Raw genomic sequence first — 26,339 nt, 5'->3', positions numbered from 1 at the left:
ATCTTATATTAACACGAAATCGCTTGAGCAATGATACTTTGAATAAACGGCGCTTTCGCGTTTGTGTATGCTTCTCTATTGTAAGCATGCTGTTCTTTTAGCTGCTTTTTCAGTTCGGCATATTGTAATGCTGCTTCAGGGTGGTTACGCAAATAGTTTCTAAATCCCACATTTGCCTTCCAATGTTCGCCATTATACAGGTAAATGTGTATATGATGCGTCCCTGCCTTGCGTTCTCCTTTTCTGAAAAACTTCCGTTCCGGAAAGCCAGCATGTTCTACATGTTCATATCCTATATCATTCAATCGGTCGATATAGGCTGCTGTAAGCTGCTCAAGATCAGCAATTCCAACCATAATGTCAATAATAGGTTTGGCCGCCATTCCAGGTATTGATGTGCTTCCAATATGTTCGATCCCTATCACAATGTCCTGCAATATGGAGACGATATCCGCTTTCTCCTGTTGGAACTGGATAACCCAGTTTGGGTCGTACTCCGACAATATGACTTCTTGCTTAGCTGTTGACATATACCCTCCCTATTAGCTACTATTGTACTAGGCCTTTCGAATACACGGTTAAAGCTTTAAGAACAACCTCTGTGTTCATACCGGTTCTCGCATGAATCCTCTAAGCCCATTGCTCGTCATTCTCCAGCTTCGACTCCAGGATCAGACCTTCACTGCCGCTCTCAAAGCTGTTCCAGCTGTCAAACTCCCAGTGGACGATTTCATTCGTTTTCTTTAGGCGCATTTCCACTAATGGATGTCTCAACAGTGACTGAGAGTAATTTGCTGCTGCCATCAGTTCATCTGCTGGTATCGGCGTTAAGTCGAAGGATTGATAACTTACTTTGCCGTTAGACCTTATATAGGCAAATCGGATCCCCTCATTGATCGTTTCTGCCCTCACCTTGCCTCCCGTCACAAAACCTTCGAGCTCGTCTTCGCAATAATCCTGACTAGTAGAGTCAATTAATATAGGCTCAATCCATTGATCGCCCAAGTCGCAAAAATAACGTCGCCCCTTATGATTAATTGCAATAACAGCTACATGAGCCTTAGGTGTATGCAGATCATGCCCTATCCCATATGCGTTAATCCCGTTAGATTTACAGTTATGAATTAGCCAGAGAGCTAGATCAAAGCAATTTCCGGATAACCCATACCGATCTCGGTGTTCTTCCATTACTTCAATGCTTCTTTGCTTGCCTTCTCCTGAGATCACAGAGTACCAAGCTTTCGTTAACGTCTCCATCGGATGGGAATCAAATTGCTTCCATACATGGAGTATATCGTGAGTCGCTCGCATTGCATCCTCCAGCACATAATTATTTACCACATTCTACCACATTTTATTATGAATTATATCGCTTACAGAAAATCTATTCATAAGCTTTTTCATCATTAGAAAAAAGCAAATGCTCCATGCACCTGCTCAGCATTAATAATCACGGGATGCAGCGGCAGCTCTAAATGACTGCTTTGAGCTTAATAAAACGTCCGCCGGCCATTCCCTTCTTCTTTTGGTAACCTTCTGAATCTATTGTTCCCCTTCAAGTCTAGGCGCTTCTCTGCGTATCTGGAGCTGTTCAAACGCATAAGCCAGCTTAATCAGTACCGGCTCTGAGAAAGCAGCTCCGACGAACATGATTCCATACGGCCTTCCATCCTGAAGATATCCCGCCGGCACTGCTATAGAGGGATATCCTGCTTTAGCCGCAATGGAGTCGCCTAATGTCTCAGGAAATAACAATGCGTCAAGACGGTGCTCTCTCATCGTGCTGTCTATACCTTCTGTTCGCGATAATCGAATATCTTTTAAGCGGTCTGTTATGTATTTAGGCTCTGTCAATTGACCGGAGGTTTTCTCCGAGGCAATCAATATCTTTTGGCCGTATTTCAACGCTTGCTCAGGATGAGCCTCATTAAAAGCAATAAGTTCTTGGAGGGAATGAATAGGAAGATGTGAAGGAAGCTTACTCAAAAAATGGTTGATATCTGCTTTGAAGTCGTGAAGCAGCACGCTCGATCGAAACCGGGAGAGCTCCTCAGCCGATCCTATATCTGCAGGGTCTTCCAATTGAGCCCCGGCATCCGCTAATTGCTGAAGAACCTCGGCGAAAAGCGCCCTTTCTTCCTCAGTCAAATCATCATGAAACACCTGCCGCGGAACTCCGATTCGCGCTCCCTTCAGTCCGTTCTTATCAAGAAACGCTGAAAAATCGGACACTTCTGCTCCTGCGGCATAACCGGTTACGGCATCTTCAGTGTCAATTCCACATAGCACTCCAAGAAGTATGGCTGCATCCTCGACCGTTCGGGCAAGCGGGCCTGCCGTATCTTGACTGTGGGATAGCGGAATGACACCGCTTCGGCTGATACGCCCTAAGGTAGGCTTAATGCCCACGATTGAATTGTTAATGGCCGGACTAATGATCGATCCTGATGTTTCCGTACCGACCGCAACCGCTGTTAGATTGGCAGCCACAGCCACCGCAGAGCCCGTGCTGGAACCACCTGCAAAAAAGCTATGCCCATAGGGATTCAACACCTGTCCGCCCCGTGAGCTGTAGCCAGCAATCATTCCTTCGGTCATAAAGTTCGCCCACTCTGTCATATTAGCTTTTCCTAAGATAATTGCACCTGCTTCTCTAAGCCGGGCTACGAGAAAAGCATCTTGACTGGCGTAATGATCTGCTAACGCTATAGAACCGGCACTCGTATGCATTTTATCCGCTGTCTGGATATTATCTTTAAGAAGTACCGGAATACCGTGCAATGGACCGCGTACAATACCTGCGCGCCGTTCCGCATCAGACGCTTCTGCTAACTGGAGTGCATCCGGGTTCAGCTCCAATATGGAGTTTATCTTAGGTCCCTGCTGATCGTACATTGCAATCCTTTCCATGTACTGCTGTACTAGCTCGAAAGAAGAGCAATCTCCCTGCTCCATCGCTAGCTGCATTGCGCTAATCGTCGCTTCTTCAATCTGAAACATACGCCTCGCCTCCTCATCCTATTTCAACTTCCATTTCTAATATTTTACCATGAGCTTTCTTATTTCACTGGGGAAAGAATAACTATGACCGAACTCTCCTAAGTAAGATTACTGCTGCTATAAATGCAAAAAAAGCCTGATTTCTCAAGCTTTTCACTAATACACTTATTCGTATCGATTCATTAACGTTCCACTCTTAAAGAGTACTCTGGATCTGAAGTACATTCACAGACAATTCCGTCAGCTGTGCGATAATCACCGGGTCCGTTTTCTCATCCGTAATTACATGATGGATGTCCTCCCACGAGGCAACATGCGCCAGCGACTGCTGTCCGAACTTACTGTAATCAGCCAGCACATAAGTGGTGTCAGCAATGCCTATCATTTTTTGCTTAATCAATGCCTGAAGCTCATTAAACTCGCTTAATCCCCGTTGAATGTGCAAGCCTTTGCAAGAAATGAATGCCTTATCCACATGATAGGTGCTGAGCGATCGTTCGGCCAGCGGGCCAACGTAAGATAACGAATGGGAAGAGAGCAAGCCTCCTGTAGAGATGACCTTAATTTTCTCTTTTGTACTTAACTCCACTGCAACCTTAATCGAATTCGTCAATACGGTTAAAGAAATATCCGGCAGCCGCTGTGCCATATACCAAGCCGTCGAGCTGGCGTCAAGAATAATCCGATCATGCTCGTTCACATGACTTACCGCCTCTTGAGCTATTCTGCGCTTTTCGTCCGCATTTGTCGTTTCCCGCTCAATATAAGGCGTCTCTGACTGTGAGGAAGGAATGCTGATCGCTCCGCCATGACTGCGCAGCAGCTTGCCTTCGCTTTCCAGCTTATCCAAATCCCGGCGGATCGTTTCTTCCGTTACTTCGCATATTGCACTGAGCTCCGTCACCCGGATACTGCCTCGCTCGTTGACGAGCTGTACGATTTTTTGCCATCTTTGGGCAACCAACATCCTAATCCCTCATTCAACTCTAGATAGTAATAAAAAGCACGATAAACGATATACGCTTGCTGTAAATTCGCTAAAAAGTCCCAGCGCCATATATTGTACAACAAGTTTGCCAAATGCACTAGCTTCATTCAATCCCCTTCAGGCCGGATACCGAATAGCATAAGTTAAAAAAAATCCACGCAGATGCAGATAAACCGCAGCAAGCATGAATTTTTTAACTAGTTATTTACCCGTCACTATCTTGATAGCTCTTTGTGAGCGCTCGTTTTGTCCGTTATCCAATCCGAGTAACTTCAGGATTCCAACCGTCCGATCCACACAGAACAGTTCTTACAGTATACATATCTGCTTCTTCCTGCGTCAACTGCTTGGACCAAGCCACCCTCGTTTCCGGGTTAGCTCCCGGTCCGCTGCTGCCATATTCGTAATAACGGCTAGTTGCTTCACGGCCAGGATCGTTCCAATTATGCCAGCCCTCCGGCTTGATCGACGCGTCCATTCCAGTCCGAATCCAGACAACATTGGCAAAAGGTCTCCAAGGCCTGCCAAGGTAGATGTCCGTCATACCCGGATCCGCCGTTACTTGACAATCCAAAAACACATATCCATATGGTTGGTGCTCCGGCGTAGAGGCCGCAGTCAAATAGCCTCCTTTACGTTTGCTATGAATTTCACATCTATTGAATACAGCACAAGCAGGGCCAAATATAAAATCGACATCCCCCTCGATCCGGCACTCCTCGTAATATTGTCTGCTCTCCCCGGTATACAGCGTATCTTGAAAGCCCAACATCGTTACATGGCGGAACACCATCCGATCACCGGTCACGAATACCGCTACCGCCTGCCCTGTTCCCTGGCCTGACGCATTGCGAATCGTTAAATGTTCAGCTATGAAATCGTCACCGTGAAAAAACGTACTCGAGCTGCGGAAGGTCCCTATCGGTTCTCCATCCTCACCTAAAGTCTTGGCATTATCTGAATAGGTCAAAATAACTCCATCACGGGATTCTCCAATTAAGCGCAACTTCCGTTTCGCCTTAGGAACGACCAGTTTTTCTTCGTAGATTCCGTTTTTAATATAAATCGTGATTTCCTGGTCACTTCCATCCGGTGCCGCATCGACAGCGGCTTGAACTGTCCTGAAATCCCCGCTTCCTTGCGCAGCAACTACAAACCTCATTTGATTCCTCTCCTTTTCATCACTTAATCTATGGCAGCACGAACTAATGACTCTTCATCCTTATTTCAGAAAACGACAATCAATTATAATGACAACGCTTAGATGGTATCACAAGCAAAATAAAGTTTCTTTATTGTTAAATGCTTTAATATGCGTAGGATTTATCTTTTTTGTCTTTTTGAGTCCATATCCCTCATTGTTAATGCAGGCAAACCGCCCTCCCCAAAATAAGAGCCTATAAAGAGAAAGGGAACCCGCTGCCGATTCGATTCGACGGGCTCCCAATCTATTCTCATACCTACATGTTCCGAAACACTAGCGTGATCCCTCGTTATAGCCTTTTTCTTCAAAGGGCTTCAGCTTCTCTATCCAAGAAGCCTCCATCGCAGCTAATTGTTTCATTAGTTCTTCCTGTCCTGCCTTGGGTTCTTTGACCTCCTCAAGCACCTCAAAGGCAAATGCTTCATTTCCAAATTCCTTCCAGTCCCTTTGCAACTGCTTGTTACGATGGCCTTTCATATCTAGCTCAAACTGGATTCGATTCCATATCGCATCTAAGTTCACGCTGCTTCCAACTAATATTTTACCATTTTCCTGGTTTTTCACAGCATAAACACCAGCGATGCGCTTCATATTCTTATATGCCTGTAACAGCTCACTGCGTCGTTCGACGGTTACGACCGGTACACCTTCTTTAACCCAGTAAGCACTGCCGTCCTCTTCACGGTCCATAAAACCATATTCAATCAAATAGCGACGCAGCGTCACATAGTCAACAAACGCCTCTTCAAGCACTGCGTTGACTTCCTTCTCGGTATACCGACGTCCTGGTTCGAATCGATTGATAAGGTGGCTCAGCACGACAATTTTACGCTTCTCCTTCTTCGGAAAGAGACTCAAAGGGCCGTCCAGTCCCTCTTTGAAATACGACAATACGATGCTTTGGTACTCTTCCTCGGTTACCGCATAACGTTCATCGCGAATCGTAGCCGTACGGTGAACCGGTACAAGTTGCTTCTTCGGCGAAGACTTTTCGTGGGTCCTCGGCTTACCATTTTTCTGCTCCAACAGCTCCATGATCGCAAGAAACAGCTTCGCCTGCTTCTCCTTCTCACGCAGCGCAAAGCGATGATTACGAATTGTCGAAGCGCTGCCGCCATCTAATTGCTTTACAATTTCGTTGTCGCTGTAGCCTTCATAAAACATTCTAAGCAAATTTTTTTGCAGATCCGACAGTCCTGTCAGCTTCTTGTTCAGTCCGATTAAATAATCGAACATAGAGCCATGCTCTTGAGCCAGATGGAGCGCGGCATACTTTTCCGCTTCGTATAAGGTCTCTCCAGCTTTATAAATGATTCCTTTCTCAAATGCTTTACCGCAAACAAGACATATATATTGTTCTGTGCTATCTTGGTAACTATAGCCTTGCTTCAGTTCCTTAAGCGGAACCTTCCAAAACAACTCCGAGTATTCCATTACACAAACACTTCCTAACAAAGTTTATTTATATATAGATATTTTATAATTTTGTTTGCAATAAGTCAATCCATCTCACTATGCATGAAATGACGAAACAGCCGATGAATCGTCCTTATACCAAGACAATACACCGGCTTATTACTTCCATATTAACTTCTATTTATCAAAGCGTGCTGATAATATAACGGGAGCGCTATCACCAATACGAACAGTAACTTCCCCTGCAGCCGCATCATAATCTGCCTTGCATTCTACTCCCTCAACAGCATTTCTGGAAGCGACAAAAACCGCCAGAAATACAGTCTCCTTTACGTTCTTCCTTCTGCGAATCAAGGTGCTTCTTTTGCCGATAGACGGCATAGCAATAGACTCGGCCAGATACAACTCCTCTTCCTCGGTTGCCTCCAGAGCTATTAGCGACAATCTATCCTTATCGGCTGATTCCATATTCCACTGCCATTGCATCGTCCACTGATGCCCATTGAACTTTCCTGCTTTGGGATTACTTAAGTAACGGTAGCCATCCTCTGTCCCAAGAACATCTTCAGGAGCATCATTCCAATGCGGAGCTCCTTTGACTTCTTGCCCATCGGCCGCGGGTACGCCTTGCGTATGAATAATCCAATCAACATTCTGTGCATTTTCACAACGGACATGAAATACGTCTAGAAGAACGTCCTGCTTCATCATAATTTTGCGTTTTAACAGAACATCTGGATAGGCGACGCTAACATCCATTACGGCTTCCAAGGCTCCATCCTCGCATATTCGCATAAATTGGATTCGGCCTTCAGCTTCTTCCTGAGATCGTCCACCTACAACTACAGTGTTATGTGCTACTGTTTGCTTAAAATATTCAAAGTGGATCGGATTGCCATAAGGCAGCATCCCTGCATCCGTTAGCCATGGATGTCCACCAGCATAATACAGCAGATTCAGCTTATCCTGATGACCGTGCCACCCTCCATGCTCGCCATAATCGATCATCGCAAGACGACTCTGCTCTATGGAATCTGCCTTCTGTTTAAGGAACAGCATTCCCGCTTTTTTTAGATGGACGAACCCATCTTGCGTAACCGATGAGGTTGATGCGTCGGACACACGGGGAGATATTTCATCCTCGAAACCGAACAGAAGGCTGTAGAGCGACTCTCTGGTTCCCCCACTATGAATGACCTCGTCACCAATACCGATAAATTTTGCTGCAAACTCAAAAAGGTGCGAATATTTTTCCACCCTCACCTCACCTGAATCATGGATGGGAGGCAGCGTTCCGTCTGGGAACATGCATTCCAGAGGCGCACGATACATGGACTGGAACCGGGGTTCCTCATACAGTCGCAAGTCAAAGCTTTCCGCAGCAAGGACAATCAATGTCTGTGCTTCTAATGTATAGAAATGATACCCCCATGCCCCTTCGTACCAAAAGCCGTCCTCGCCCAAACTGTTTTCCATTTGAAAATAAAATCCGTTCGCCGGATCGTCAATAACCTGCTGCAGCATCTCCCGTTCATCCAAGGCGGCTGCAACTAGAGCTTTCGCCGCGTTATGGTAAGTCTGCCAATTCGATATGCCAGCCGGATTGTTCGCAACGACCCCTAAAGCAGGTAGAAACAGCTTATGAGTGATATGACGAATTTCCTTCTGAGTGAGCACATCATGGAGCTTTAATATATGAAACCCTTGAGCCAGCAGGCAAAGCCAGCTCGCTTCTGATAGTGTCTGACACATGACCTTGCCGGATGTGTGGCTCCCGCCCCCGAAACGGTCGTGTAGTGGATATTGATCATAGTGATCTGCATAAAACAGTAGAACTTGCTTGGCCCACTCCGCCCAGCGCATTTCTCCGTCAATACCGAATAATACAGCAGCATTCCGGCAAGTCTTGCTATAGTTCCAATGCTCATTGGCCGTTGCCACCTCGTCCCAAGGCGAGCCGCTCCACACACTGTTGCAAGTAGGGCAGCGGTGGTGATGTCTATCAATCAGGATAAGACGATCTCCGTCCGTAGGACAGTTATAATCGTGGCTCCATCCACCGCCGAGAAGCGGTATATCAAAACGCTGGGCTAGAATCTGCTCAGGCTGCTTTCGAAACCGCTCATAGATACTCTGAGCCTCTGGGTAACGCTTACATTTTTCGCGAACTTGTTCAAATAAAGCTTTGCTCCACATATATGGAATCCCCCTATCCTAACCTTCCTCCAACATGAGCTTCTCTTTTAGATTATCAAAAATTGAACCCTGAAAGTTACGGTGTATTGCGAAAAAATGTCGTTATTTTATGCATCCTAGCGAAAGCTGAAATATGAAGTTAAAATTTACAAAAAAATTCGTCGAATTCAACATATTGTTTTTTAGTTGCGTATATTTTATAATCACTTGTACGTCTTTATTACGGAGTGACGATTGTGACATTAATTGACGATTATCGAGTAGAAGAACAACCCTTACATAGATCAGCGGATTACCCGTTTCCATATCCCGATTTTACCGGAGACCAGCCTATGATGAGTCCCACTTTACAGCGCATTCTTGACTATTTGTGTCCGTGCCCTGCCTTCATCGCCGATAGACGCTGCAATATTATCGGCTGGAACAAAGCTGCCAGCGCAGTAATGAGCAGTATAGGACATATCAGCAGCGAAGAGCGGAACATCGTCTGGCTATCTTTCATGAAACAAGAAATGCGGGAGTTAGTGGTTAACTGGGAAGACTTTGCCAAAGATTTTTTGGCTATATTCCGCAATTACTACGGCCAGTACGCGGGAGATCCGTGGTATGCCGAGTTCGCTGCGTTCTGCAGCCGAATTAACCCGCAGTTTACGCAGCTTTGGCAGCGAGGCGACATTTCCACAACGCCTATCACGGTACGAGAGCTCAATCATCCTCATGCCGGTAATATGAGATTCGAGATAACTTCCTTTCAAGTATATGCCCATGCCGACCTTCGCTGCTGTGTCTACACACCGCTGCCGGAATCGGAGACGGAGTTGAAAATGAAGCAGCTTCTGAGCGACGTATCTTAAGATAGCTCAGCTGACTTAAATCCCATTCTCTTGGGCGAATGTTTTGACATTTACAGGCATTCCAAGCTTGCTGCTCTCAATAGAAGCAAACAACAGAATCATAGAGTGGAGATTCGATTCGATATCGGTCTCCATTTTTTGTCCGCCTTGAACCCAATGAACGAACGCATCAAGCAAATAATCATTGCCCCATTTGGTGCTTTCCTTGAATTCCACCGGTTTACCAATCGGATCGCTTTTTAGCCGATTCTCTTCTTCCATAAAGACCTCAATACCTCCGCGATTCAATACTAAGGTAGCCCTCTCGAATTCAGCACGGATGTACTCTTTTTCCCAACTATGCTGAGGAGAAGCGTTGCACCAGGCTGTTTCATAGGAAGCACGGACAGAATTCTCAAAACGCATGGTCAACAAAGCCTGAGCACTTCCTGTATAATTCCCCCATTTAGGAGTCCACGAATCCATATACACACTTTCACAATGCACACCGGCCAAGTTTTCTAGCAAATCCAACTGATGAATCGCTCCTTCAATAAGCATCGTATCCACCATTTTCGCTTGTCTTTCTTTCAGGCCGTCACGGCGGTGCCAGTTAAAATTCATAACAAGATAGTCCAGCTCTCCATAGGCACCCGAACGGACCAGCTCACGGAATGTCCAGATCGGTCTTCTAAACCGATGAGTCATCGTGACACCCATTTTTCGATTCAGCCTGCGCGCCGTTTCAACAATTCGCAAGCTGGATGCTAGTGTATCGGCTATTGGCTTTTCGCTCAGCACATCGCAGCCGTATTCCATAGCCAGAACCGCCATTTCCTCATGCGTATTAGGAGGAGATGCAATAATACATATTTGTGGACGCGTTTGTTCGAAGGCAAATTTCGCATCCGTAAAGCACTGACCTTCGCTCAAACCAAGCAATTGGCCAGCTGCACTCAAATTATCTGTGTTTACATCTACTGCAGCCACGACCTCCACCAGACCTTCTCGAATAGCCTTAGGAAGCGTCTGAGTGCACCAAGTTTTCCCCCATCCGCCTGTTCCGATAATAATCGTTTTTAATGGCATGCCCATCTCTTCTCATCCCTTTTCACTTCTGTATGATTAGCTCTATAATACCAAGCTGCAAATCATGCGATCGGTTGGCATTAACAGCTTCACTCTATTATGGTGGCATCCATAAACGCAAATCCATGTCCTCAGGTTGTGAATACATGGTATAATGTCGTAACTTCAATTTTCCGTTATGGAGAAACATACGAAGGCTTAATAGAACTTGGTCACTTCAGGTCTGTTAGCCTCGCGGCAAAATCATTACAATTCCGAGAAGGATAATAAGGATAAATAAGTATTTTTCAAATTTTGCAGCTGGTATTTTCTTATTAATAAAAATGCCGAGTGCGGTAGCCCCCAGAATAGCAGGTAGACAATAGGTATAAAAAATTAACGCATCTACCGTCCATAAGCCTCCAAGTGCATGTCCTGCAACAACAAGCACACCTGAAATAAGAAAATGTGCCTGCAGAGTGCCGCGGAAGCGATCCGGATTCCACTGCCGCAAGGTCCCGTAGACAACGACAGGCACGCCATTAAAGTTATAAGCACTTCCAAGCACTCCAGAAGCAAAACCGAAAGGCAGCACCCATCCTTGGCCGTTAAGCAGCGGTCGTTCGATGGCCCATGAAAAATTCTTCTTAATTAAACAGTAACACCCGTAAACAACCAGGAAAACACCAAGACCAGCTGTGATAATGGCTGCCGGAGTAAAATGAAGCATGACAATCCCTACTGGAATTCCAATTACAGTGGCAGCTGCCAGCCGTATAAGGATAGAACGTTCAATATGTCGCCATCCGCTGAATACTGTAAATATAGCAACGGTTAACCCAGCTAACCCAATAAGGGATATTGAAGTTTGTAGTGGAATCGGAAGTAGTGCAAGCAGAGGCATGCTTACAATCGCTTCACCGAAGCCAAACATAGCTCTCATTAAAGCTCCCACAAAAACAGCTGCGACCATCAACACGATAAGAGTCGGCGTCATTGCACCATCCCCCCAAACCAACAAGAAACATATTGCAAATTGATCTCCTCCCACATATTTTTTCATATAATATCACACCTAAAACCATCTTTAAATACGATTTTTAACGAGTTCAAAGTGCTTTTTAATGAACCAAAACTAACCAGACATGGTTACCTACGTTATCATATACAAAATCAATGAAAATAGCGTTTAACAGCTTATGAAACGTGGTGGTTTTTAGTTTTTTTCCTTCTATATCTCCGGTAAAAATCACAAAAAAGACCACCTTCTTCTCGACCGATCCGGTCTGCAGAAAATAGGCGATCTTCATTTCAAGTGTGGAGCTCGACTCCCGTATCTTATCTCTATTGCTGTTCCTGGAATTACAAAACGTCAGCCGACGTTTTCCTTGCTTTCTTCCCGATTCCACAAATGACGGAGCTCTTCGCTTGTCTGAAGAAGGAATTCCAGTGAGCCCTCCGCCTCAATACGACCATTCTTCAAAACGATGATGTGATCCGCATGAGCCAACGCTGTCTTTCGATGCGAAATGACAAGGCAAGTAGCCTGGCCCTGACGCTGCTCGTAGATGCGATCCCAAAGTTTACGCTCAGTCTCGACGTCCAGGGCGCTGGACAAATCATCAAATACGAGCAGCTCTGCATCACGTACGAACATCCTTGCTGCCGCTGTTCGCTGCGCCTGGCCTCCGGACAGCTTGACGCCTCTGGGTCCGATCACCGTGTCCATACCCTTTTGAAGATGAGCAATATCGGGGTCGAGGATTGCGGAACGAACGGCTTCTTGAAGCTGTTCGGAATCCCGATTCATCCCAAGCAAAATATTATTTCTAAGCGTATCGCTATATAAACGGGGGACCTGAGGTGTGTAGGCGCTATGTGGCGGCACAAAAAACTCACCCGGATGCTCGATACGCTCTTGATTCCATAGAACGGTGCCTGAATCCTTCGGCAGCAGTCCTAGCAGCGCTCGGACTAAGGTTGTTTTACCTGAGCCGATTCTTCCTGTTATAACAGTAAACGAACCACGACGAATTCGGAACGAGATATCTTCGATCCCACGCCCCGTCTCAGGATACTGATAGGTCAGCCCCCGAACCTCCAACTCATTGAGCTGATCTTCACTGGTCGGTACTTGCTCCTCCAATCCAGGATCCTTCAGCTCCGAGCGTAAATAAAGCGAATGATATTCCACTGCGGCACTAATATCGGAGCTTTGCAGCAGCTGCTCCAGCCGCTCTTTGGCAACCGTGCTTTGTTTGAAGTAAGTCAAAAACTTCCCGAAGTTTTGAATGAACTGTGTAACGAACGTCAAGTAATAGACGAACAATGCAAAATCTCCTACTGTAAAGCTGCCGTCGCGCATAGACTGAGCCGCCAACAGTAATATAAAGCCTGTTCCGATATTGACCGTATTGGAAAATACGGAATCCAGCACTTGATTCAGCAGCTTATCCTTCAGCATAGCTTGTCGCCGGTTATCGTTCAGCTGGCGGAATCGCTTGATAACACGCTCTTCCGCGCCCGCAACTTGTATCGATTGAACGGTACTGAACATCTCGCTGATTGCTCCAGTAACCTGGCTCGTTGCCTCTCGGCTGGCTGCTCTATATTTTTGCAGCAGTGTAGTCGATAGTTGGGCAATAGTCACTACAATAACGAGGGGCAAGAACACCCACAAGGTCATAGTCGGATTGATTCCATACAAAATATAAAAGGAAACGACTGCGAAGCAGGTCATTCCGAAAGCGTCGACCGACCAGCTCACGGTCTCCTCGACTTGATCTACATCATCCCGAAAGCTGCTGATCGCTTCTCCCGGTGAGCAGGGAATAGCCTTTGCTCCCGGTTCTTTCAGAATACGCATCAGCATATTTCGCCGCAGTAGCGCACCGATACGAAACCTGAACTGGACATCCGTAACAAAACCGAATAAGATCAGCACCCCTTTGGCCAATGCCGATGCAAGCAGCAAAACGATCAGCATTCCTATACTGAAGCCATGTACGGAACCGCCAGAAAGCGTATCGAAAAACTGCTTCGTGATCCACCCTGGGACAATGGGGGCCAAGTAAATTAAAGACCAGGCAATCGCATTAATCGTATATAATAACGGACGATACCGCATAATCCGCCACAGAAAAGCAAACGTACTCATGCCAGCATCTCCTCCATTCCTACTTGCAGCATTTTATTGTATCGGGAACGATGGTCGGCTGCGAGGCGAGTTCTTTCCCCGAATTCCATTACCCTTCCTTGATCCAAAATAAGAATTTGATCCGCGCGCTGAATCGTCGCTAATCGGTGGGCGATGATGATGCACGTCCTGTTCACCAGCAAGCGGCTGATCGCCTGCTCAATTTTTTGTTCCGTAGCAGGATCTAATCTGGAAGAGGCTTCATCCAGAATAATTAGCCCCGGGTTCATCAAAAATACCCGTGCAAACGACAGCAGCTGCGCCTCTCCGGCAGATAGTCCGCCTCCCCCTGATTCCAGCTGGCTATCCAAGCCTAAAGGAAGAGAACTGAACCATTCCTTCAATCCAAGCTCCTCCAAAACTTCAACAACGCGAGGATCCTCAATATCTTCTCGAAAGAACGTCAGGTTGTCGCGCACGGTCCCTTGAAATATTTCAATGTTTTGCGTAACCATTCCGACTCTTCCCCGCAAATCGCGAAGCGTTGCATCCCGTAAATCCACATTATTTAATGAAATGCTTCCTTCACGCACATCGTAAAAGCGCAGAAGAAGTCGCGCCAGTGTTGTTTTGCCGCTCCCGGTTCTTCCCAGTACGCCGAGTACTTTCCCTTGCTCCAGCTGAAAATCAATTTGGTGCAGTGTCGTCGTATCGTCTTCATAGCCAAACACGACACGGTCGAAGGTGACCGACAAAGGTCCGGACGAGAGCGGCAGTCCGATTCCATCGCGAATAGCAGGAACTGTAGCTAAAAGCTCTCGAATGCGAATGATGCTGGCGTCAGCTTTTTGCAAATCCTCCATTTGCGTGCGGATCTTCTCAATTGGTTTGCCCATCAGCTCTGTATAATAGAAGATCATATAGACCGTTCCAAGCGTAATGGACCCTTGCTTCCAGAAATAAGCGCTAAGCGCAAAAGCTATAGCATTCCCGATCGTAAAGACGACCAAGGTCGTAATCCACATGCTGGCCCAGCCCAAGAAAGCTTTAATTCGAATTGGCAGCCACTCGCGAATGAGCAAATGAAAACGATACATGACATAACCGGTAGCTCCATTCGCCCTCGTATCTTCGGTGCCTTCCAGATGCTCACCCAAGAAGCCATAAAAGCGTGAGCTCATTTGACGCAAGCTTCCCCAGTGTGGAACCGCAAACTTTCTTATGTATTGAATTGCGTAAATAGCCGATACGACGAATAGCGTCATTCCTGTCCCGATAATCCAGCCCTCGCGGAATAACAGCACCAGCATACCGACAACAAGCAGAAGGTTGCTGAGCAGTGTCACAACAAAGTTCGAGAAAAAGTTGGCCAGATTGTTAATGTCGCCGTCCACTCTTTCAATGATCGCTCCAGACGTATGAGACTTATGGAACGACATGTCTAGCTTCATGCAATGCTCAGCGACGTCACCGCGCAGCTTGTTGGTGGCAATCCAGCCGACATTTTCACCGATATAGGTTGCTATCACTGTAATGACTTGCTGCATAAGCGATACCCCTATAAATAAGCCTGCTGCGTACAGCAGTGGTGCCGTGCTTTCCTGCGTCTTGGCCGTATCGATAAAATAGCGGATAATTTGCGGATTCACAAGCTGCATGATGATCCCGCCAATTAGCAGCACCGACAGCCATACAATGCTCTTCCGCTGCTGGCGCAGGTAGCTTGATAATAAGACGGCGTAATCTTTTATCGGAATTTTTTGTTTCACTAGAATCCCCCTTACATACATTCCCGTATAAAGCGTATGGATGTAACTTTAGTGGATAGTCCTTGGAACGTCAACGGAATTTTCAAATAAAATCAAGAAATCTGACCATGAATTGGAATTATGATACCGCTTTCTAAATTCGTTTTCCCTTATAAGAGTCCATGTTATAATAGAAGCAGTTATGTTGAAATAGGAGCCGTGACCATGTCCTTCAAGTCATTTCGCCACTTCCCTGCCTGGGTGCGCTTGGCCGCATTCGTCATTGCAGCAGGGATATTCGCACTACTTCGTACTTCCTCTACGGAAGAGGCTCCCGAACCTAGAAAGCCGCTTCAACTGGATATTTCTACGGAAGATTGGAGCAAGGAGGAACTCGAGCGAAGTCCCAATGTCATCGTTGTTCTAAGCGAAGCATTCTGGGACCCTACACTAATTGAAGGCTTAACCTTCAGCAGAGATCCTATCCCGACCTATCACGCGCTGAAAGAAAAGTATACGAGCGGTTGGATGCTGTCCCCTCAGTTCGGTGGAGGTACAGCCAATGTTGAGCTTGAGGTGCTGACAGGCAACTCGATGCGTTTTTTGCCTGAAGGCTCGATTGCTTACGAACAGTTTATTAAACGGGATGTCGACTCATTAGCCAGTATCTTGGCCAGACAAGGCTACACGTCAACCGCCATCAGCCCTTTTTACAATTGGTATTTTGATAGCCGTAACGTGTACAGGCACTTCGGTTTTTCCCGCTTCATCAGCTTTGAATATTTTGATCCGAACGAATATGTCGGGCCTTATATCGGCGATCATGCAGTTGCCAGACGCATTATTGAAGAAAACGAACGCAGTGCAGGACCCGATTTTATTTTCGCCAACACGATGGAAAATCATTATCATTATTGGTCCAATAAATTTAAGCGCAATACGATCGAGATTAAAGATACGAAGGGCAACATGTCCGGCGAGGCGCTCAGTATTTTGGAAACGTATGCACAGGGGGCCAGTGGTGCTGATGCCATGCTGCATGAGCTTGTAGATCATTACAGTAAAGTAAAGGAACCGACTATTGTCGTCTTTTTCGGTGATCATCTCCCTTTTCTTGAAGACGATTACTTCGTTTATCGTGAAAGCCAATATATTCAAGGTGAGAATGATCCGGATTTTCTGGAGAAAATGTACAATGTCCCTGTAGTCGTATGGAACAACTATATGTCGGACTCCAAAGAAACACTGCACATCAGCCCATCGTTTCTTGGACCGTATATACTGCAATTAGCCAAACAAAAAGGGAGCGGCTATACCGACTTCCTATCCCAATTGTCCAAACAAATTCCTATCATACCTCCTAAAGAATATTATAAGAACATGAACGTCAAGGAAGAAGATTTGACCGAGTACAAGGCCAGACAAGAGCAAATATTGTTTGGAACAGAAGGACAGGAACCATCCGATGTACCGAATACCTCGACATATACGATGGGTTATGGCGATCCTATCATTACATCTGTTTCTCCCGACAAAATAACCATAGGCGATGGCCTTGTCCCCGATCTTAAAAGAACAACCACTGTTACCGTCAAGGGAGGTCGCTTCGGAATCGCTACTGTGCTGTATGCCAACGGCAGCCCATTGCCTACGATTTGGGTATCCGAGGAGATGTTAACTGCTGCCATTCCGAAAGACCTTATAGAGAAATCAGCAGCTCTCGAGCTGCAGGTCAAAGTCGTGGATGAGAAGGAAACTGTGCTGGGTCAATCTCAACCCTATTCCCTACCTATAGTCAATAAAAAGGCCCTGAGCGACGGATTTTAAGTCTCTCGGGGCTTTCCCTTATTGTAACTGAAAAGTATGGAGGGGATAAACCAAGTTGATTCGGCTCGACAGATCTCCAAGCTTCAACTCACGAACGGCGCTTAGATACGAAGCCTTTTGATACATCATGGCTGCCACGCTTAGAATCTCTAATCCCCAGCCTGCTTTCATCGGCTTGATCTGTTCATATGGCCAGCTTTGCTCCGATTGGAGATACGGAAGCAAGTAATCCATCCCTTGCTCTATACTTCTTCCGTCCTCCGACACATAGCCTTGTATATCACATTCGAGAAGCCGACCCATTCTTGAGAGGAAGCAGAACCCGAGCAAATTCATTACCGAGTAGCTTAGACCTAGCGTTCTTCCCGCCTCATGAGGCTGCAGCCCGTTCGGTTCAATCTGTGATTGAATGCGTCCATGCACATGCTCCCTAAGCCATTGCGCAGCAAGCTCCTTCTGTTCTGTAAATAAAGCAAATTGGACCACCTGCAAGTCATAGTATGTACCGTGATTATTATGCTCCTTGGCTTCCTCTTTTCCGTAGGGACTGCTGAGCAGCCATTGCAGGAAATCGCGGAACCACTGCTGTAGCCCCTCTTGGTCTGTTAGGCTCCACACTGGAGAACACTCCAATAAACCTACTGCCTCCACCAGCTTACAATAATTCCAGGTCTCGATAATACCGATACCACGTCCACTGCAAATACCGGGTATTCCTTGTCCGAAATTCAAATTCGGGTTCACTCTAGTTCCTTCATCCAGAAACCATGTCCGAAGCAGTACCGCTGCCCGTTCCGCGTAACAATCCGATCCTAGATAATAATAGGCAAGAGAGAGCGTCTCGATTTGATCGCATAAGGCTTCCAATTTAGGTAGATCGAACAACCTCGAATCCGGATTAATGACCCCGTCACGACGAATGTAAGGAAGGCCGTCCACTGTGTCAGGATTTGGCCACCAATAAGGCCCCATGCTCATATAATCATGCTTATCTCCGCTTGGAGGAAGCTTAGGCTTACTAACGACAGTAACCGGCTCACTCTTCATGGCCGTATCCGCATCAAGCCGAAGCTGGTTTAGTGCAGGAAGCAGCTCCTCGTCTCCACCCTGCAAGCGCGTCTTAGCCAGCCGTAAAGCATCGGCATCCCAAATAAACAGATTCGGTGTCTTGGTCTCAGTTGTTCTCATATCAAAGCTCCTTATCATGGACAGCAAACTGCCACTGTTTGGCGTTTACTCCTAGTTAGTTAAAATGATGGTTGCTGCTGTATCCCCTTTAGCTTGCGATATGCTGCTGGAGTCATCCCTTTCATTTCCCTGAATATCCTCGAAAACGTATTATAGGAACCATATCCTGTTTCCAAGGCAATATCCGAAACGTTCATTTCCGTAGAAATGAGCAGTGCGCATGCTTGACGAATCCGAACCTCATGCACGAAGGCAAGGAAATTTTGCCCGACCGCTTTTTTGAACAGCTCGCTCAAATACGGCACACTGAACCCGAATTTATCCGCAACCCCCGTTAGCGTCAGCGCATCCTGATAATGCGTATGGATATAGCGGATGACCTGCCAAATGTTTCCTTTAGGCTGCGCCCTATCTTTCAAGCATAGGGTCCTACTCATCGGTGTGGGTGGGTTGACTTTTCTTCGGAATCGGTCAAAACGCACCAATACTTCCGTCAGCTTGGCCTTGAGCAGCGCATGTTTCCACAGGCCATCCCCCGCATATTCCCTATGCATTTCCTCCAAAACATCAACAAAATAAGCATGCTCGGAATCCGCTATTTGAGCAAAAGGCGGCAGTGATTCCTCCGCTTGGAGCCAATCAATTCCCGGAACTTGCTCCCCCTGCGCATATAAATGGATACCGAAATTACAATTATATAAAATCAGCGGAGTGCCCGGCTCTGAGATGATTTCGTGATATTGATAGGGCAGGACAAGAGTAAATGTACCCGGCATCATCCGATGCTCCATACCATTAATGATTTCTGACCCATACCCTTCAATAACATACGAAAACTCCATAAAGTCGTGTCGATGCGATTCAAATCCGTTTTCCAGCCTATGAATCTTCACATGAAAAGGGAGCGATGAATCCATATTCGGATAGTGGGTTACATATCGTGGAATGACGGCCATACCAATTTCACCCCTGCTGAAATATTGGGATAACTACCGTAAAAAATGGGACGCATTTTATTCGGTTCCATCTTACTATAAAAAAGAAATCGCTTCCTGACAATATTCGGTTTCTTCGAAAAACTCTAAGTCTATGCTTTCGAAGTCAGTTTTTCTTCGAAAAACTCTAAGGAGGGTCCAATCATGAAATCAGAAAAAATCCGCATCGGCGTCATTGGAGCCGGCAACATCGGCAGAGTTCATATCCAAACCTTTCAAAAGCTGCCGCAAGACGCAGTCGTAACAGCCGTTACAGATACCTATTTACCGCTGGCACAGCAGCGTGCTGCCGAACACAACATTCCACATTGCTATGAAACCGCAGAGCAGCTCATATCTGATCCGGAAATCGATGCTGTTGTGATCGGTGTCCCTAATAAATGGCACGCTCCATTAGCGGTCCAAGCTCTTAAAGCCGGTAAGCATGTGCTATTGGAAAAACCGATGGCCATCGACGTCCCTTCAGCCCGTGAAATCGTCAACGCTCAACGCGAAAGCGGTAAAGTGCTCATGATTCCTCATCAAATGCGCTGGGAATGGCTCCCACTTCAGCTGAAGCAGCAGGTGGACAAAGGTTCTTTTGGACATATATATAATGCTAAGGTAGGTTGGTTTCGCCGCAAAGGAATTCCTGGCTGGGGAACCTGGTTCACTCAAAGTGAGGAGTCTGGAGGCGGTCCGCTAATCGATATCGGTGTACATATGCTGGATTTGGCCTTCTTCCTTATGGGTAATCCGAAGCCAGTTTCCGTCTACGGCTCCACCTATGCGGAATTCGGACCGAAAAAACGCGGCATCGGTACATGGGGAACCCCTAATTGGAACGGCCGGTTCGACGTTGAGGATTTGGCAACCGCTCTAATTAAAATGGAAGACGGCAGCACTTTATCCCTGGAAGTCAGCTGGGCCGTTCATATGGACACGGATAGCCAGCATTTCATTCATCTTATGGGCTCCGAGGGCGGTGCTTCTATTCGCGGCAACCAAGGAAAGCTGCTTACCGAATCGTTTGACCGTCCTGTTGAAGTGAGCCTTTCCGCACCTGATAATGATGAAGGCGGAAGAATCCGTTTAAGCCGACATTTTATCGATTGCATTCGGGAAGGCACACAGCCCGATACTTCCGTAATGACAGGATTCACTAACAATCTGATCCTCGACGCCATTTATGAATCGTCCCGAACCGGTCACGAAGTTATTTTGGATTGGACTGTATAACCTGTGTTTGAGGCTTCATGAAGGAACACCTTGCATTTAAAACCGGAGGAGGCTGAACAATGTTAAAAGGATTGACACGCGCAGGAATTGGAAGCGTCGGCTCCATCGAAGAGTTTATTCAAGCAGCGGCAAAGCATGGATACGAAGCTATCGCCGCTGATGGAAAAGAATTAGAGCAATGGATAGCAAATAGAGGCCTGACCGGTGCTCAATCCATACTTAAAGAGTACGCCGTACAAATCGCGACGATCGGGTTATCGGTTCAATGGCGAACAACGGAGGAAGAATTCCTTGCCGGACTTCCTAATCTCGCACGGCACGCAGAAGCTGCTGCTTCCTTAGGCTGCACCGCTTGCTGCACTTATGTGCTGCCCTCCACGGACCATGCTTCAGCACATTTCATGGCATTGGCTACTCGGCGTTTGCGAACCTGCGCCCAAATCTTAGCTCCATACGGTATAAGCCTCGGTTTGGAATTCGTTGGTCCGCATCATCTTCGTACGAACTGGAAAAATCCTTTCATCTGGGGATTGCAAGAAACAGTGGATTGGATCGAAACCATTGGAGAACGGAATGTAGGCTTGCTATTCGACAGTTATCATTGGTATACAAATGAACTCGAGGTTGATGACATACTGAAGCTGGATGCATCGCAAATTGTTCTTGTACATATTAACGACGCCCCGAATGTGCCGGTCGCCGAAGTATTAGATAACGATAGACTATTTCCAGGCGAAGGGGTCATCGACCTCGCAGGATTTCTTCAAGCCTTGAATCAAATCGGTTACCGTGGAGTCATCGCCCAAGAGATTTTGACTCCGAAGCCTCTCGAGGAGCCTAGTGAGAAGCTTTTGAAGCGTTCACAGGAAGCATTCCATAAAGTGTACCGCGCAGCAGGACTAGAATAAATCAAAAAGCCCCGATAGGATGGAACACTGCGGCAGCAGCGAGTCCAGATCCTAACGGGGCTGTTTATTGCGATTATGCTTGAATGGCTCCTACGGCTTGAAGCCATGCTTTTGCGATCAGCGCATGACCTGCAGGAGACGGATGTACTCCGTCCGGTGCCCAGTAAGCGGATTCAGCCCGCGTTGAAGCTTGGGCGAATAATCCGTCTAACGACACCAGCTTCGCTCCGTACTCGCGTGCCAGCTCCCGGACGACATTAATTTTCGGATCGAGATCCTCTCTCCACTGCTTGCGATCTTCTGGTACGGGGAGTACAAAAGGCTCGATAAGGACCAGCTTGGCATCCAGTTTACTTGTTTGTTCCAGTAAATCCCGATATCCAGATTCATACTGTTCTTTCGTTGTAGGATCATTGCGATCGTACCTTCTCCAAGTATCATTAATCCCGATATAAATAGATACCACGTTTGGCTTCAAATCAAGACAATCCACATCCCATCGCGCTTGCAGATCTTTAACCCGGTTGCCGCTAATCCCGCGGTTAAGAAATTTCACCTGCTTTTCCGGATAAAACGCGGAGAACTGGGCAGCAGCCATAAGTGCATAACCTTTACCCAGATCGTTCCCGTCTTCCCTCACTCGTTTGGCATCTGTAATGCTATCCCCTTGAAATAATACGATATCTCCTTGCTCAATCCATATCGACATCTTACTCTCCACCCCATTCATACAATATATTATGAGTTCCTTCTATACATAAATAAACGCTTAGCGTCTATTTACTGCCGTAGTGAAATACCCACTCAAATGAGCTGTAAGCCGACTTCCAATCCGCCTCTGCTTCAGACACAGAACCGATTAACGCCCCATCGGTTTCGGTTTGAACCTCCAATATTCTATTGCGGTATTCTCCCGCTTCATAAGCGAAGCTCACTCCGTCATCATCAAATAGTACAAACCGTCCTGGAGCATCACCGTAATGATGCAGTTCCAGTGCGACGGCTTCTCCTTGTTTAGGAGCATGCTGTAGAACCGGCATCATAGGGATAATCGCACCGTTCTTCACAAACACAGGAATGCGCTCCAAGCCTGCTCTTACCCTGATCGTACGGCCTCCCTCAAAGCGCTCCCCGGTTTCAAAGTCATACCAGACCCCTGCCGGCAAATAAACATCCCTTTCACTTTCACCCTCAAATAAAGGCGCAATTAGCAAGGAATCGCCTACCATGAACTGATCGTCCACATCGGTATCGCTCACACCTCCGTAAGCGAAGTCAGTTGAATCAAGTGCATGCTCTCGACCTGCAGCCCCCACAGTGGAGGCCGTTTCCAGCTGCATAGCACGAATCGGCGGTATCCCTTCGAAGCAATAGCGGGCAAAGGCCGAATATAAGTACGGAATAAGCCGCATGCGCAGCGTTATATATTTTTTTACGATCGCCTCCACTTCAGGGAACGACCACGGCTTTGTGCCATCCGCCCAAGCGTTAACCATCGCAAGCGGTGAGAAGCATACGACCTGCATGCGCCGTACCCAATCTTCGGCGTTCCGCGCTTTACGAACTTCCGGCGTCCAGAGAAGGCCGCTGAAGCTGGAACTGCACATCCCTCTCACGAATTGACGATGATCGTATAAATCAGAATAAAGAACGTAAGGCAGCGAGGAAGCCGCAGCCGAGGAAGCACGCGCCAGTCCGTACGTACGGCGGTTTTTGCTGCGGTACACGTCATCGGTCATCTTCTGAATCATAAGACCATACAGCTGCCGCATCTGCTCGCCATCCGCTCCGGATGGAAACTTCGCGTGAGCCGGATAAATCCACGAGTTGCGAGTCAGCTCGCTTCCGTCGCATTCGTCCAGCTTATAGCCGGATACGCCGATATCGACATGCTCCGTCTCGTGCTGCTTCATATAGATTTCTCTAGCTTCCTCCAGAGTGTAGTCCGGAACAAGGCCATGCCACACCGTGTGAGAACCGGATAGTGGCGCTAACGGCTCATAGATCGCCGCATCCGGCGAGACATAAGGATGCTCCCACAAATTGATTTGAAAGCCTTGCTCTGACATTCCTTTTACGAAGCCTGCAGGATCTGGGAACCTCTCCTCGTTCCATTCATAGGTAACTGGATAGCTCTTGCTGTGCCAGCCGGGCTCCAATCCTATAACATCGCAAGGAAAATCCTTCTCTCGGAAGGACATTGCCTCATCCATGACCTGCTCGGCCGTATAAGCTTTGGGTACACGATGCCAGAAGCCCAGCCCCCATTTGGGTGGCAGCACCCCGCCACCGTGTAATAAATTATAGCGCCTTACTACATCTAGCGTCGTCGGTCCGCCGAACAAATACAACTCTACTCCAGGCTCATCTATCACAATTTCTACCGTATCCGATACTGGTGTAGCTTTCCATGACCGGTCTGCATTTCGGTCCTTCGCTTCCCCACTCAGGTCGCTGTCAAGACGAACAGCCGAGCCACAATATATCGATACAATCCGTGAAGTATTGACCATGACACCATATCCCCGGCTCGATACGTAAAATGGAACTGGAGCATGTGTTTCCCCCGTATCCTGTTTAGGATCGCTGTTTACACGCAGATAACGGGTTCTGCCCCGATGGTTCAGCTTTAACAGCTGAAGCCCAAGACCATACAGGCTTTCTTCCCGCTCTAGGGGCAGCGTAATGACAGTTTGCTTACCTGTAACCTCTACGCGGATTTTTTCTGAATCCAATGGAAAGGAAGCTGTTTCCATGGACTGTAAAGCGTCGGTTCTAGGTTGTCTCCCCATCACCGACATGGCAGATAATGAAGCTGGTTCTCCCGCTTTCAAGGACCAAATCCCGGGGGCGGCTTGTTTCCAATCCTGAGTTGACATAGCTATACACTCCTTTTAAGGTATGGTTTCTTTCTCCCCAAAGCCATAATTGTTATGGCTTATTGAGAAGGTTATCGTACGCCTCTTGATAAATCTCCAAATAACGCTTCAAGTTCATTTCCTTATTTAGTGTTTGGACGTAGTCGCTCCATTCGTCGTCAATGTCCATATCTCCCATGACAGCTCTTGCAAGAAATTCCTTGCGATACTTATCAATTGGGGTGATCAAATCCGTAAGCTCTTCGGCTTGGTCATTGGTAAAGTATAACGGAGGAACCACTTTGGATGCCTCCATCTTGAAGGGCTCATAGTTCTTCTTGGTTTCCTGATACAGCACGACTTCCAACGGATTCTCAGCATCTGCTGTTTGACTAAGCCTCCATTCGCTGGATCGGAAGGAAGGCCCGGTTTGAGACCAGTGGACATTTTGCAGCTTGCCAAAGTTGACAAGCTGCTTCCATCTGGCATGGTGACCGTCAATGCCGTTGTCGGCTTCCTCGGCCCAGGTCCATTCTTTCCCCGGGCGGCCAACTGTCCCTCTAAATGTCGCTTCTCCGCTATAGAGCAGATCAGCCAATCGAAACGCAGCTTCAGGGCTTCGAGCTTTATTGGTAATAATAAATGCGCCTTGAGTAACCGATCCATAAGGATTGGTTACTGCGGTTCGCCAACCACCCGGTCCTTTTAACGGAGGTACGGTCACATACTGCTTCCATCGCCTCTTCTCCATAGAACTGAATACCGCCGGATTCTGGGCAGGAGTCGCTCCTATCAGCGCATCGTTCGGGCTATCTCCGAGCTGCTTCAGCTGATTGCAATCCTGTGTAAAGGATTGAGCTGAAAGCAGGCCTTCATCGTACAGCTTATGTAAATATTTCAAGCCGTCCTTCCAGCCCGGCTGAGTATAGGCAGCCTGAATGATTCCATCCTGCACGAACATATGATTGCCATCGCTTTCAACGAAAGATTCCATCAAGAACGACTCAATATTGCCTGAAGGAGCGTCTGTGGCTCCTACGAGAGGGAGCTCATCGGCTTCCCCATTCATGTTCGGGTCTTTCTCCTTAAACGCTTTCAGAACCTCGAAAAACTCCTCAACGGTCGTCGGTACCTGCAAGCCCAGATGATTTAGCCATACCGAATTGATCCACATCTTCGTGCCCATTGTACAATGGTAACATTCGTTGATTAAGGGCAAGCCGTAAATGCTCCCATCCGGGGCCGTTATCGTGTCTTTGACGTACGGCGCTTCTTCAAGCACTCTCTTCGTCTCTATTCCATACTTTTCAATCAAATCATTGAGAGGAAGAAACGCTCCGTCCTTGCCATATAATGATTGCAGCACCGGCTTTACATTCAGTCCGAGAAATATGTCCGGATAGTCTCCGCTTGCCAACGATAAAGTTAATTTTTGCTCGGCATTTTTGGCAGGCACGACCTCCCATTCAATGCGCAGATTCGTTTTTTCCTCGATCCATTTGGTAAATTCATTCGTTGCAAAATTTTCGACCCGGTTATTATCCATCACCATGATCCTGATTTTAGTCGGTTCTTTAGTTATGGGGAACACACCGGGTGGATTCACGGTAACTGCCGCATTCTCTTTATCTTGCTGCTCCTCCTCTGGCTCGCATCCGTTTATTAACAAGATCATGCAAGAAAGGAGAGCAAGCATTGCTGTCTTTTCTCTACGCATCGCTTTTACCTAACCTTTTTCAGCTGAAATGCCATTCGT

20 protein-coding genes are annotated in these 26,339 nt (G+C 47.0%); 4 read left to right on the top strand and 16 right to left on the bottom strand.

All coding sequences use genetic code 11. From position 1 onward, the window contains the following. Window positions 1-8: 8 nt before the first annotated feature. From BP97_RS0102755 to BP97_RS0102725, 7 genes are all read right to left on the bottom strand, one after another. On the bottom strand, window positions 9-530 hold the full coding sequence (locus tag BP97_RS0102755) for a GrpB family protein (protein WP_028547739.1): 522 nt from the start codon (window positions 528-530) through the stop codon (window positions 9-11). A gap of 100 nt (window positions 531-630) precedes the next feature. After that, entirely contained in the window at window positions 631-1,311 is a 681-nt protein-coding gene (locus tag BP97_RS35025) for a hypothetical protein (RefSeq protein ID WP_051620300.1), read from the bottom strand. A 231-nt stretch (window positions 1,312-1,542) separates the two neighbouring features. Further along, the gene (locus BP97_RS0102745) at window positions 1,543-3,000 is read right to left on the bottom strand and encodes an amidase (RefSeq protein ID WP_028547738.1); all 1,458 of its coding nucleotides are present in this window, start codon (window positions 2,998-3,000) and stop codon (window positions 1,543-1,545) included. A 196-nt stretch (window positions 3,001-3,196) separates the two neighbouring features. After that, entirely contained in the window at window positions 3,197-3,967 is a 771-nt protein-coding gene (locus BP97_RS0102740) for a DeoR/GlpR family DNA-binding transcription regulator (protein ID WP_028547737.1), read from the bottom strand. A gap of 274 nt (window positions 3,968-4,241) precedes the next feature. After that, entirely contained in the window at window positions 4,242-5,150 is a 909-nt protein-coding gene (locus BP97_RS0102735) for a pectinesterase family protein (RefSeq protein WP_028547736.1), read from the bottom strand. A gap of 315 nt (window positions 5,151-5,465) precedes the next feature. Next, complete coding sequence (locus tag BP97_RS0102730) at window positions 5,466-6,626, bottom strand: DUF2087 domain-containing protein (protein WP_036745331.1); 1,161 nt, start codon at window positions 6,624-6,626, stop codon at window positions 5,466-5,468. A gap of 159 nt (window positions 6,627-6,785) precedes the next feature. Then, entirely contained in the window at window positions 6,786-8,804 is a 2,019-nt protein-coding gene (locus BP97_RS0102725; protein ID WP_028547734.1) for a heparinase II/III domain-containing protein, read from the bottom strand. A 236-nt stretch (window positions 8,805-9,040) separates the two neighbouring features. On the opposite strand from BP97_RS0102725, the gene BP97_RS35020 reads away from it, so the two are divergent. After that, window positions 9,041-9,658, top strand: coding sequence for an MmyB family transcriptional regulator (locus BP97_RS35020; protein ID WP_156043122.1), 618 nt, complete (start codon window positions 9,041-9,043; stop codon window positions 9,656-9,658). 15 nt (window positions 9,659-9,673) lie between these two features. Here the strand turns inward: BP97_RS35020 and BP97_RS0102715 are convergent, their stop codons facing one another. From BP97_RS0102715 to BP97_RS0102695, 4 genes are all read right to left on the bottom strand, one after another. Next, window positions 9,674-10,732, bottom strand: coding sequence for a Gfo/Idh/MocA family protein (locus BP97_RS0102715; RefSeq protein WP_051620298.1), 1,059 nt, complete (start codon window positions 10,730-10,732; stop codon window positions 9,674-9,676). Between the two features lie 220 nt (window positions 10,733-10,952). Continuing rightward, window positions 10,953-11,768 (bottom strand): sulfite exporter TauE/SafE family protein, encoded by an 816-nt coding sequence (locus BP97_RS0102710; RefSeq protein WP_231506191.1) that lies wholly within the window; start codon window positions 11,766-11,768, stop codon window positions 10,953-10,955. Window positions 11,769-12,077: 309 nt separating this feature from the next. Then, on the bottom strand, window positions 12,078-13,862 hold the full coding sequence (locus BP97_RS0102700; RefSeq protein ID WP_028547730.1) for an ABC transporter ATP-binding protein: 1,785 nt from the start codon (window positions 13,860-13,862) through the stop codon (window positions 12,078-12,080). Further along, complete coding sequence (locus tag BP97_RS0102695; protein WP_231506190.1) at window positions 13,859-15,610, bottom strand: ABC transporter ATP-binding protein; 1,752 nt, start codon at window positions 15,608-15,610, stop codon at window positions 13,859-13,861. The genes BP97_RS0102700 and BP97_RS0102695 overlap by 4 nt, the downstream gene beginning before the upstream one ends. Before the next feature lie 204 nt (window positions 15,611-15,814). On the opposite strand from BP97_RS0102695, the gene BP97_RS0102690 reads away from it, so the two are divergent. Beyond that, window positions 15,815-17,416 (top strand): sulfatase-like hydrolase/transferase, encoded by a 1,602-nt coding sequence (locus tag BP97_RS0102690; RefSeq protein ID WP_036745328.1) that lies wholly within the window; start codon window positions 15,815-15,817, stop codon window positions 17,414-17,416. Window positions 17,417-17,434: 18 nt separating this feature from the next. Here BP97_RS0102690 and BP97_RS35015 read toward each other — a convergent pair whose 3' ends face one another. Further along, complete coding sequence (locus BP97_RS35015) at window positions 17,435-18,604, bottom strand: alginate lyase family protein (protein WP_051620297.1); 1,170 nt, start codon at window positions 18,602-18,604, stop codon at window positions 17,435-17,437. Window positions 18,605-18,663: 59 nt separating this feature from the next. Next, window positions 18,664-19,560, bottom strand: coding sequence for an AraC family transcriptional regulator (locus BP97_RS0102680; RefSeq protein WP_028547727.1), 897 nt, complete (start codon window positions 19,558-19,560; stop codon window positions 18,664-18,666). 180 nt (window positions 19,561-19,740) lie between these two features. On the opposite strand from BP97_RS0102680, the gene BP97_RS0102675 reads away from it, so the two are divergent. Both BP97_RS0102675 and BP97_RS0102670 read left to right on the top strand, forming a co-directional pair. Next, window positions 19,741-20,817, top strand: a complete 1,077-nt coding sequence (locus BP97_RS0102675; RefSeq protein ID WP_156043120.1) for a Gfo/Idh/MocA family protein — start codon at window positions 19,741-19,743, stop codon at window positions 20,815-20,817. 59 nt (window positions 20,818-20,876) lie between these two features. Further along, window positions 20,877-21,725, top strand: a complete 849-nt coding sequence (locus tag BP97_RS0102670; RefSeq protein WP_028547725.1) for a sugar phosphate isomerase/epimerase family protein — start codon at window positions 20,877-20,879, stop codon at window positions 21,723-21,725. Between the two features lie 73 nt (window positions 21,726-21,798). On the opposite strand, the gene BP97_RS0102665 is transcribed toward BP97_RS0102670, so the two are convergent. From BP97_RS0102665 to BP97_RS0102655, 3 genes are all read right to left on the bottom strand, one after another. Then, the gene (locus BP97_RS0102665) at window positions 21,799-22,434 is read right to left on the bottom strand and encodes an SGNH/GDSL hydrolase family protein (protein ID WP_036745327.1); all 636 of its coding nucleotides are present in this window, start codon (window positions 22,432-22,434) and stop codon (window positions 21,799-21,801) included. 67 nt (window positions 22,435-22,501) lie between these two features. After that, window positions 22,502-24,604, bottom strand: a complete 2,103-nt coding sequence (locus BP97_RS35010; RefSeq protein ID WP_051620296.1) for a glycoside hydrolase family 31 protein — start codon at window positions 24,602-24,604, stop codon at window positions 22,502-22,504. 52 nt (window positions 24,605-24,656) lie between these two features. After that, window positions 24,657-26,300 (bottom strand): extracellular solute-binding protein, encoded by a 1,644-nt coding sequence (locus BP97_RS0102655; RefSeq protein ID WP_028547723.1) that lies wholly within the window; start codon window positions 26,298-26,300, stop codon window positions 24,657-24,659. Window positions 26,301-26,339: the final 39 nt, after the last annotated feature.

Source organism: Paenibacillus sp. UNC451MF (assembly GCF_000686845.1).
In the GTDB taxonomy this organism is placed as follows: domain Bacteria; phylum Bacillota; class Bacilli; order Paenibacillales; family NBRC-103111; genus Paenibacillus_S.
Note: the sequence above shows the minus strand (reverse complement) of the source record. Positions and strands in the feature narration are given on the sequence as shown.

Bases quoted from the DNA above. Each gene is read 5' to 3' on its own strand.
- BP97_RS0102755 (WP_028547739.1), bottom strand. From the start codon at position 530: ATGTCAACAGCTAAGCAAGAAGTCATATTGTCGGAGTACGACCCAAAC.
- BP97_RS35025 (WP_051620300.1), bottom strand. From the start codon at position 1,311: ATGCGAGCGACTCACGATATACTCCATGTATGGAAGCAATTTGATTCC.
- BP97_RS0102745 (WP_028547738.1), bottom strand. From the start codon at position 3,000: ATGTTTCAGATTGAAGAAGCGACGATTAGCGCAATGCAGCTAGCGATG.
- BP97_RS0102740 (WP_028547737.1), bottom strand. From the start codon at position 3,967: ATGTTGGTTGCCCAAAGATGGCAAAAAATCGTACAGCTCGTCAACGAG.
- BP97_RS0102735 (WP_028547736.1), bottom strand. From the start codon at position 5,150: ATGAGGTTTGTAGTTGCTGCGCAAGGAAGCGGGGATTTCAGGACAGTT.
- BP97_RS0102730 (WP_036745331.1), bottom strand. From the start codon at position 6,626: ATGGAATACTCGGAGTTGTTTTGGAAGGTTCCGCTTAAGGAACTGAAG.
- BP97_RS0102725 (WP_028547734.1), bottom strand. From the start codon at position 8,804: ATGTGGAGCAAAGCTTTATTTGAACAAGTTCGCGAAAAATGTAAGCGT.
- BP97_RS0102715 (WP_051620298.1), bottom strand. From the start codon at position 10,732: ATGGGCATGCCATTAAAAACGATTATTATCGGAACAGGCGGATGGGGG.
- BP97_RS0102710 (WP_231506191.1), bottom strand. From the start codon at position 11,768: ATGAAAAAATATGTGGGAGGAGATCAATTTGCAATATGTTTCTTGTTG.
- BP97_RS0102700 (WP_028547730.1), bottom strand. From the start codon at position 13,862: ATGAGTACGTTTGCTTTTCTGTGGCGGATTATGCGGTATCGTCCGTTA.
- BP97_RS0102690 (WP_036745328.1), top strand. From the start codon at position 15,815: ATGTCCTTCAAGTCATTTCGCCACTTCCCTGCCTGGGTGCGCTTGGCC.
- BP97_RS35015 (WP_051620297.1), bottom strand. From the start codon at position 18,604: ATGAGAACAACTGAGACCAAGACACCGAATCTGTTTATTTGGGATGCC.
- BP97_RS0102680 (WP_028547727.1), bottom strand. From the start codon at position 19,560: ATGGCCGTCATTCCACGATATGTAACCCACTATCCGAATATGGATTCA.
- BP97_RS0102670 (WP_028547725.1), top strand. From the start codon at position 20,877: ATGTTAAAAGGATTGACACGCGCAGGAATTGGAAGCGTCGGCTCCATC.
- BP97_RS0102665 (WP_036745327.1), bottom strand. From the start codon at position 22,434: ATGTCGATATGGATTGAGCAAGGAGATATCGTATTATTTCAAGGGGAT.
- BP97_RS35010 (WP_051620296.1), bottom strand. From the start codon at position 24,604: ATGTCAACTCAGGATTGGAAACAAGCCGCCCCCGGGATTTGGTCCTTG.
- BP97_RS0102655 (WP_028547723.1), bottom strand. From the start codon at position 26,300: ATGCGTAGAGAAAAGACAGCAATGCTTGCTCTCCTTTCTTGCATGATC.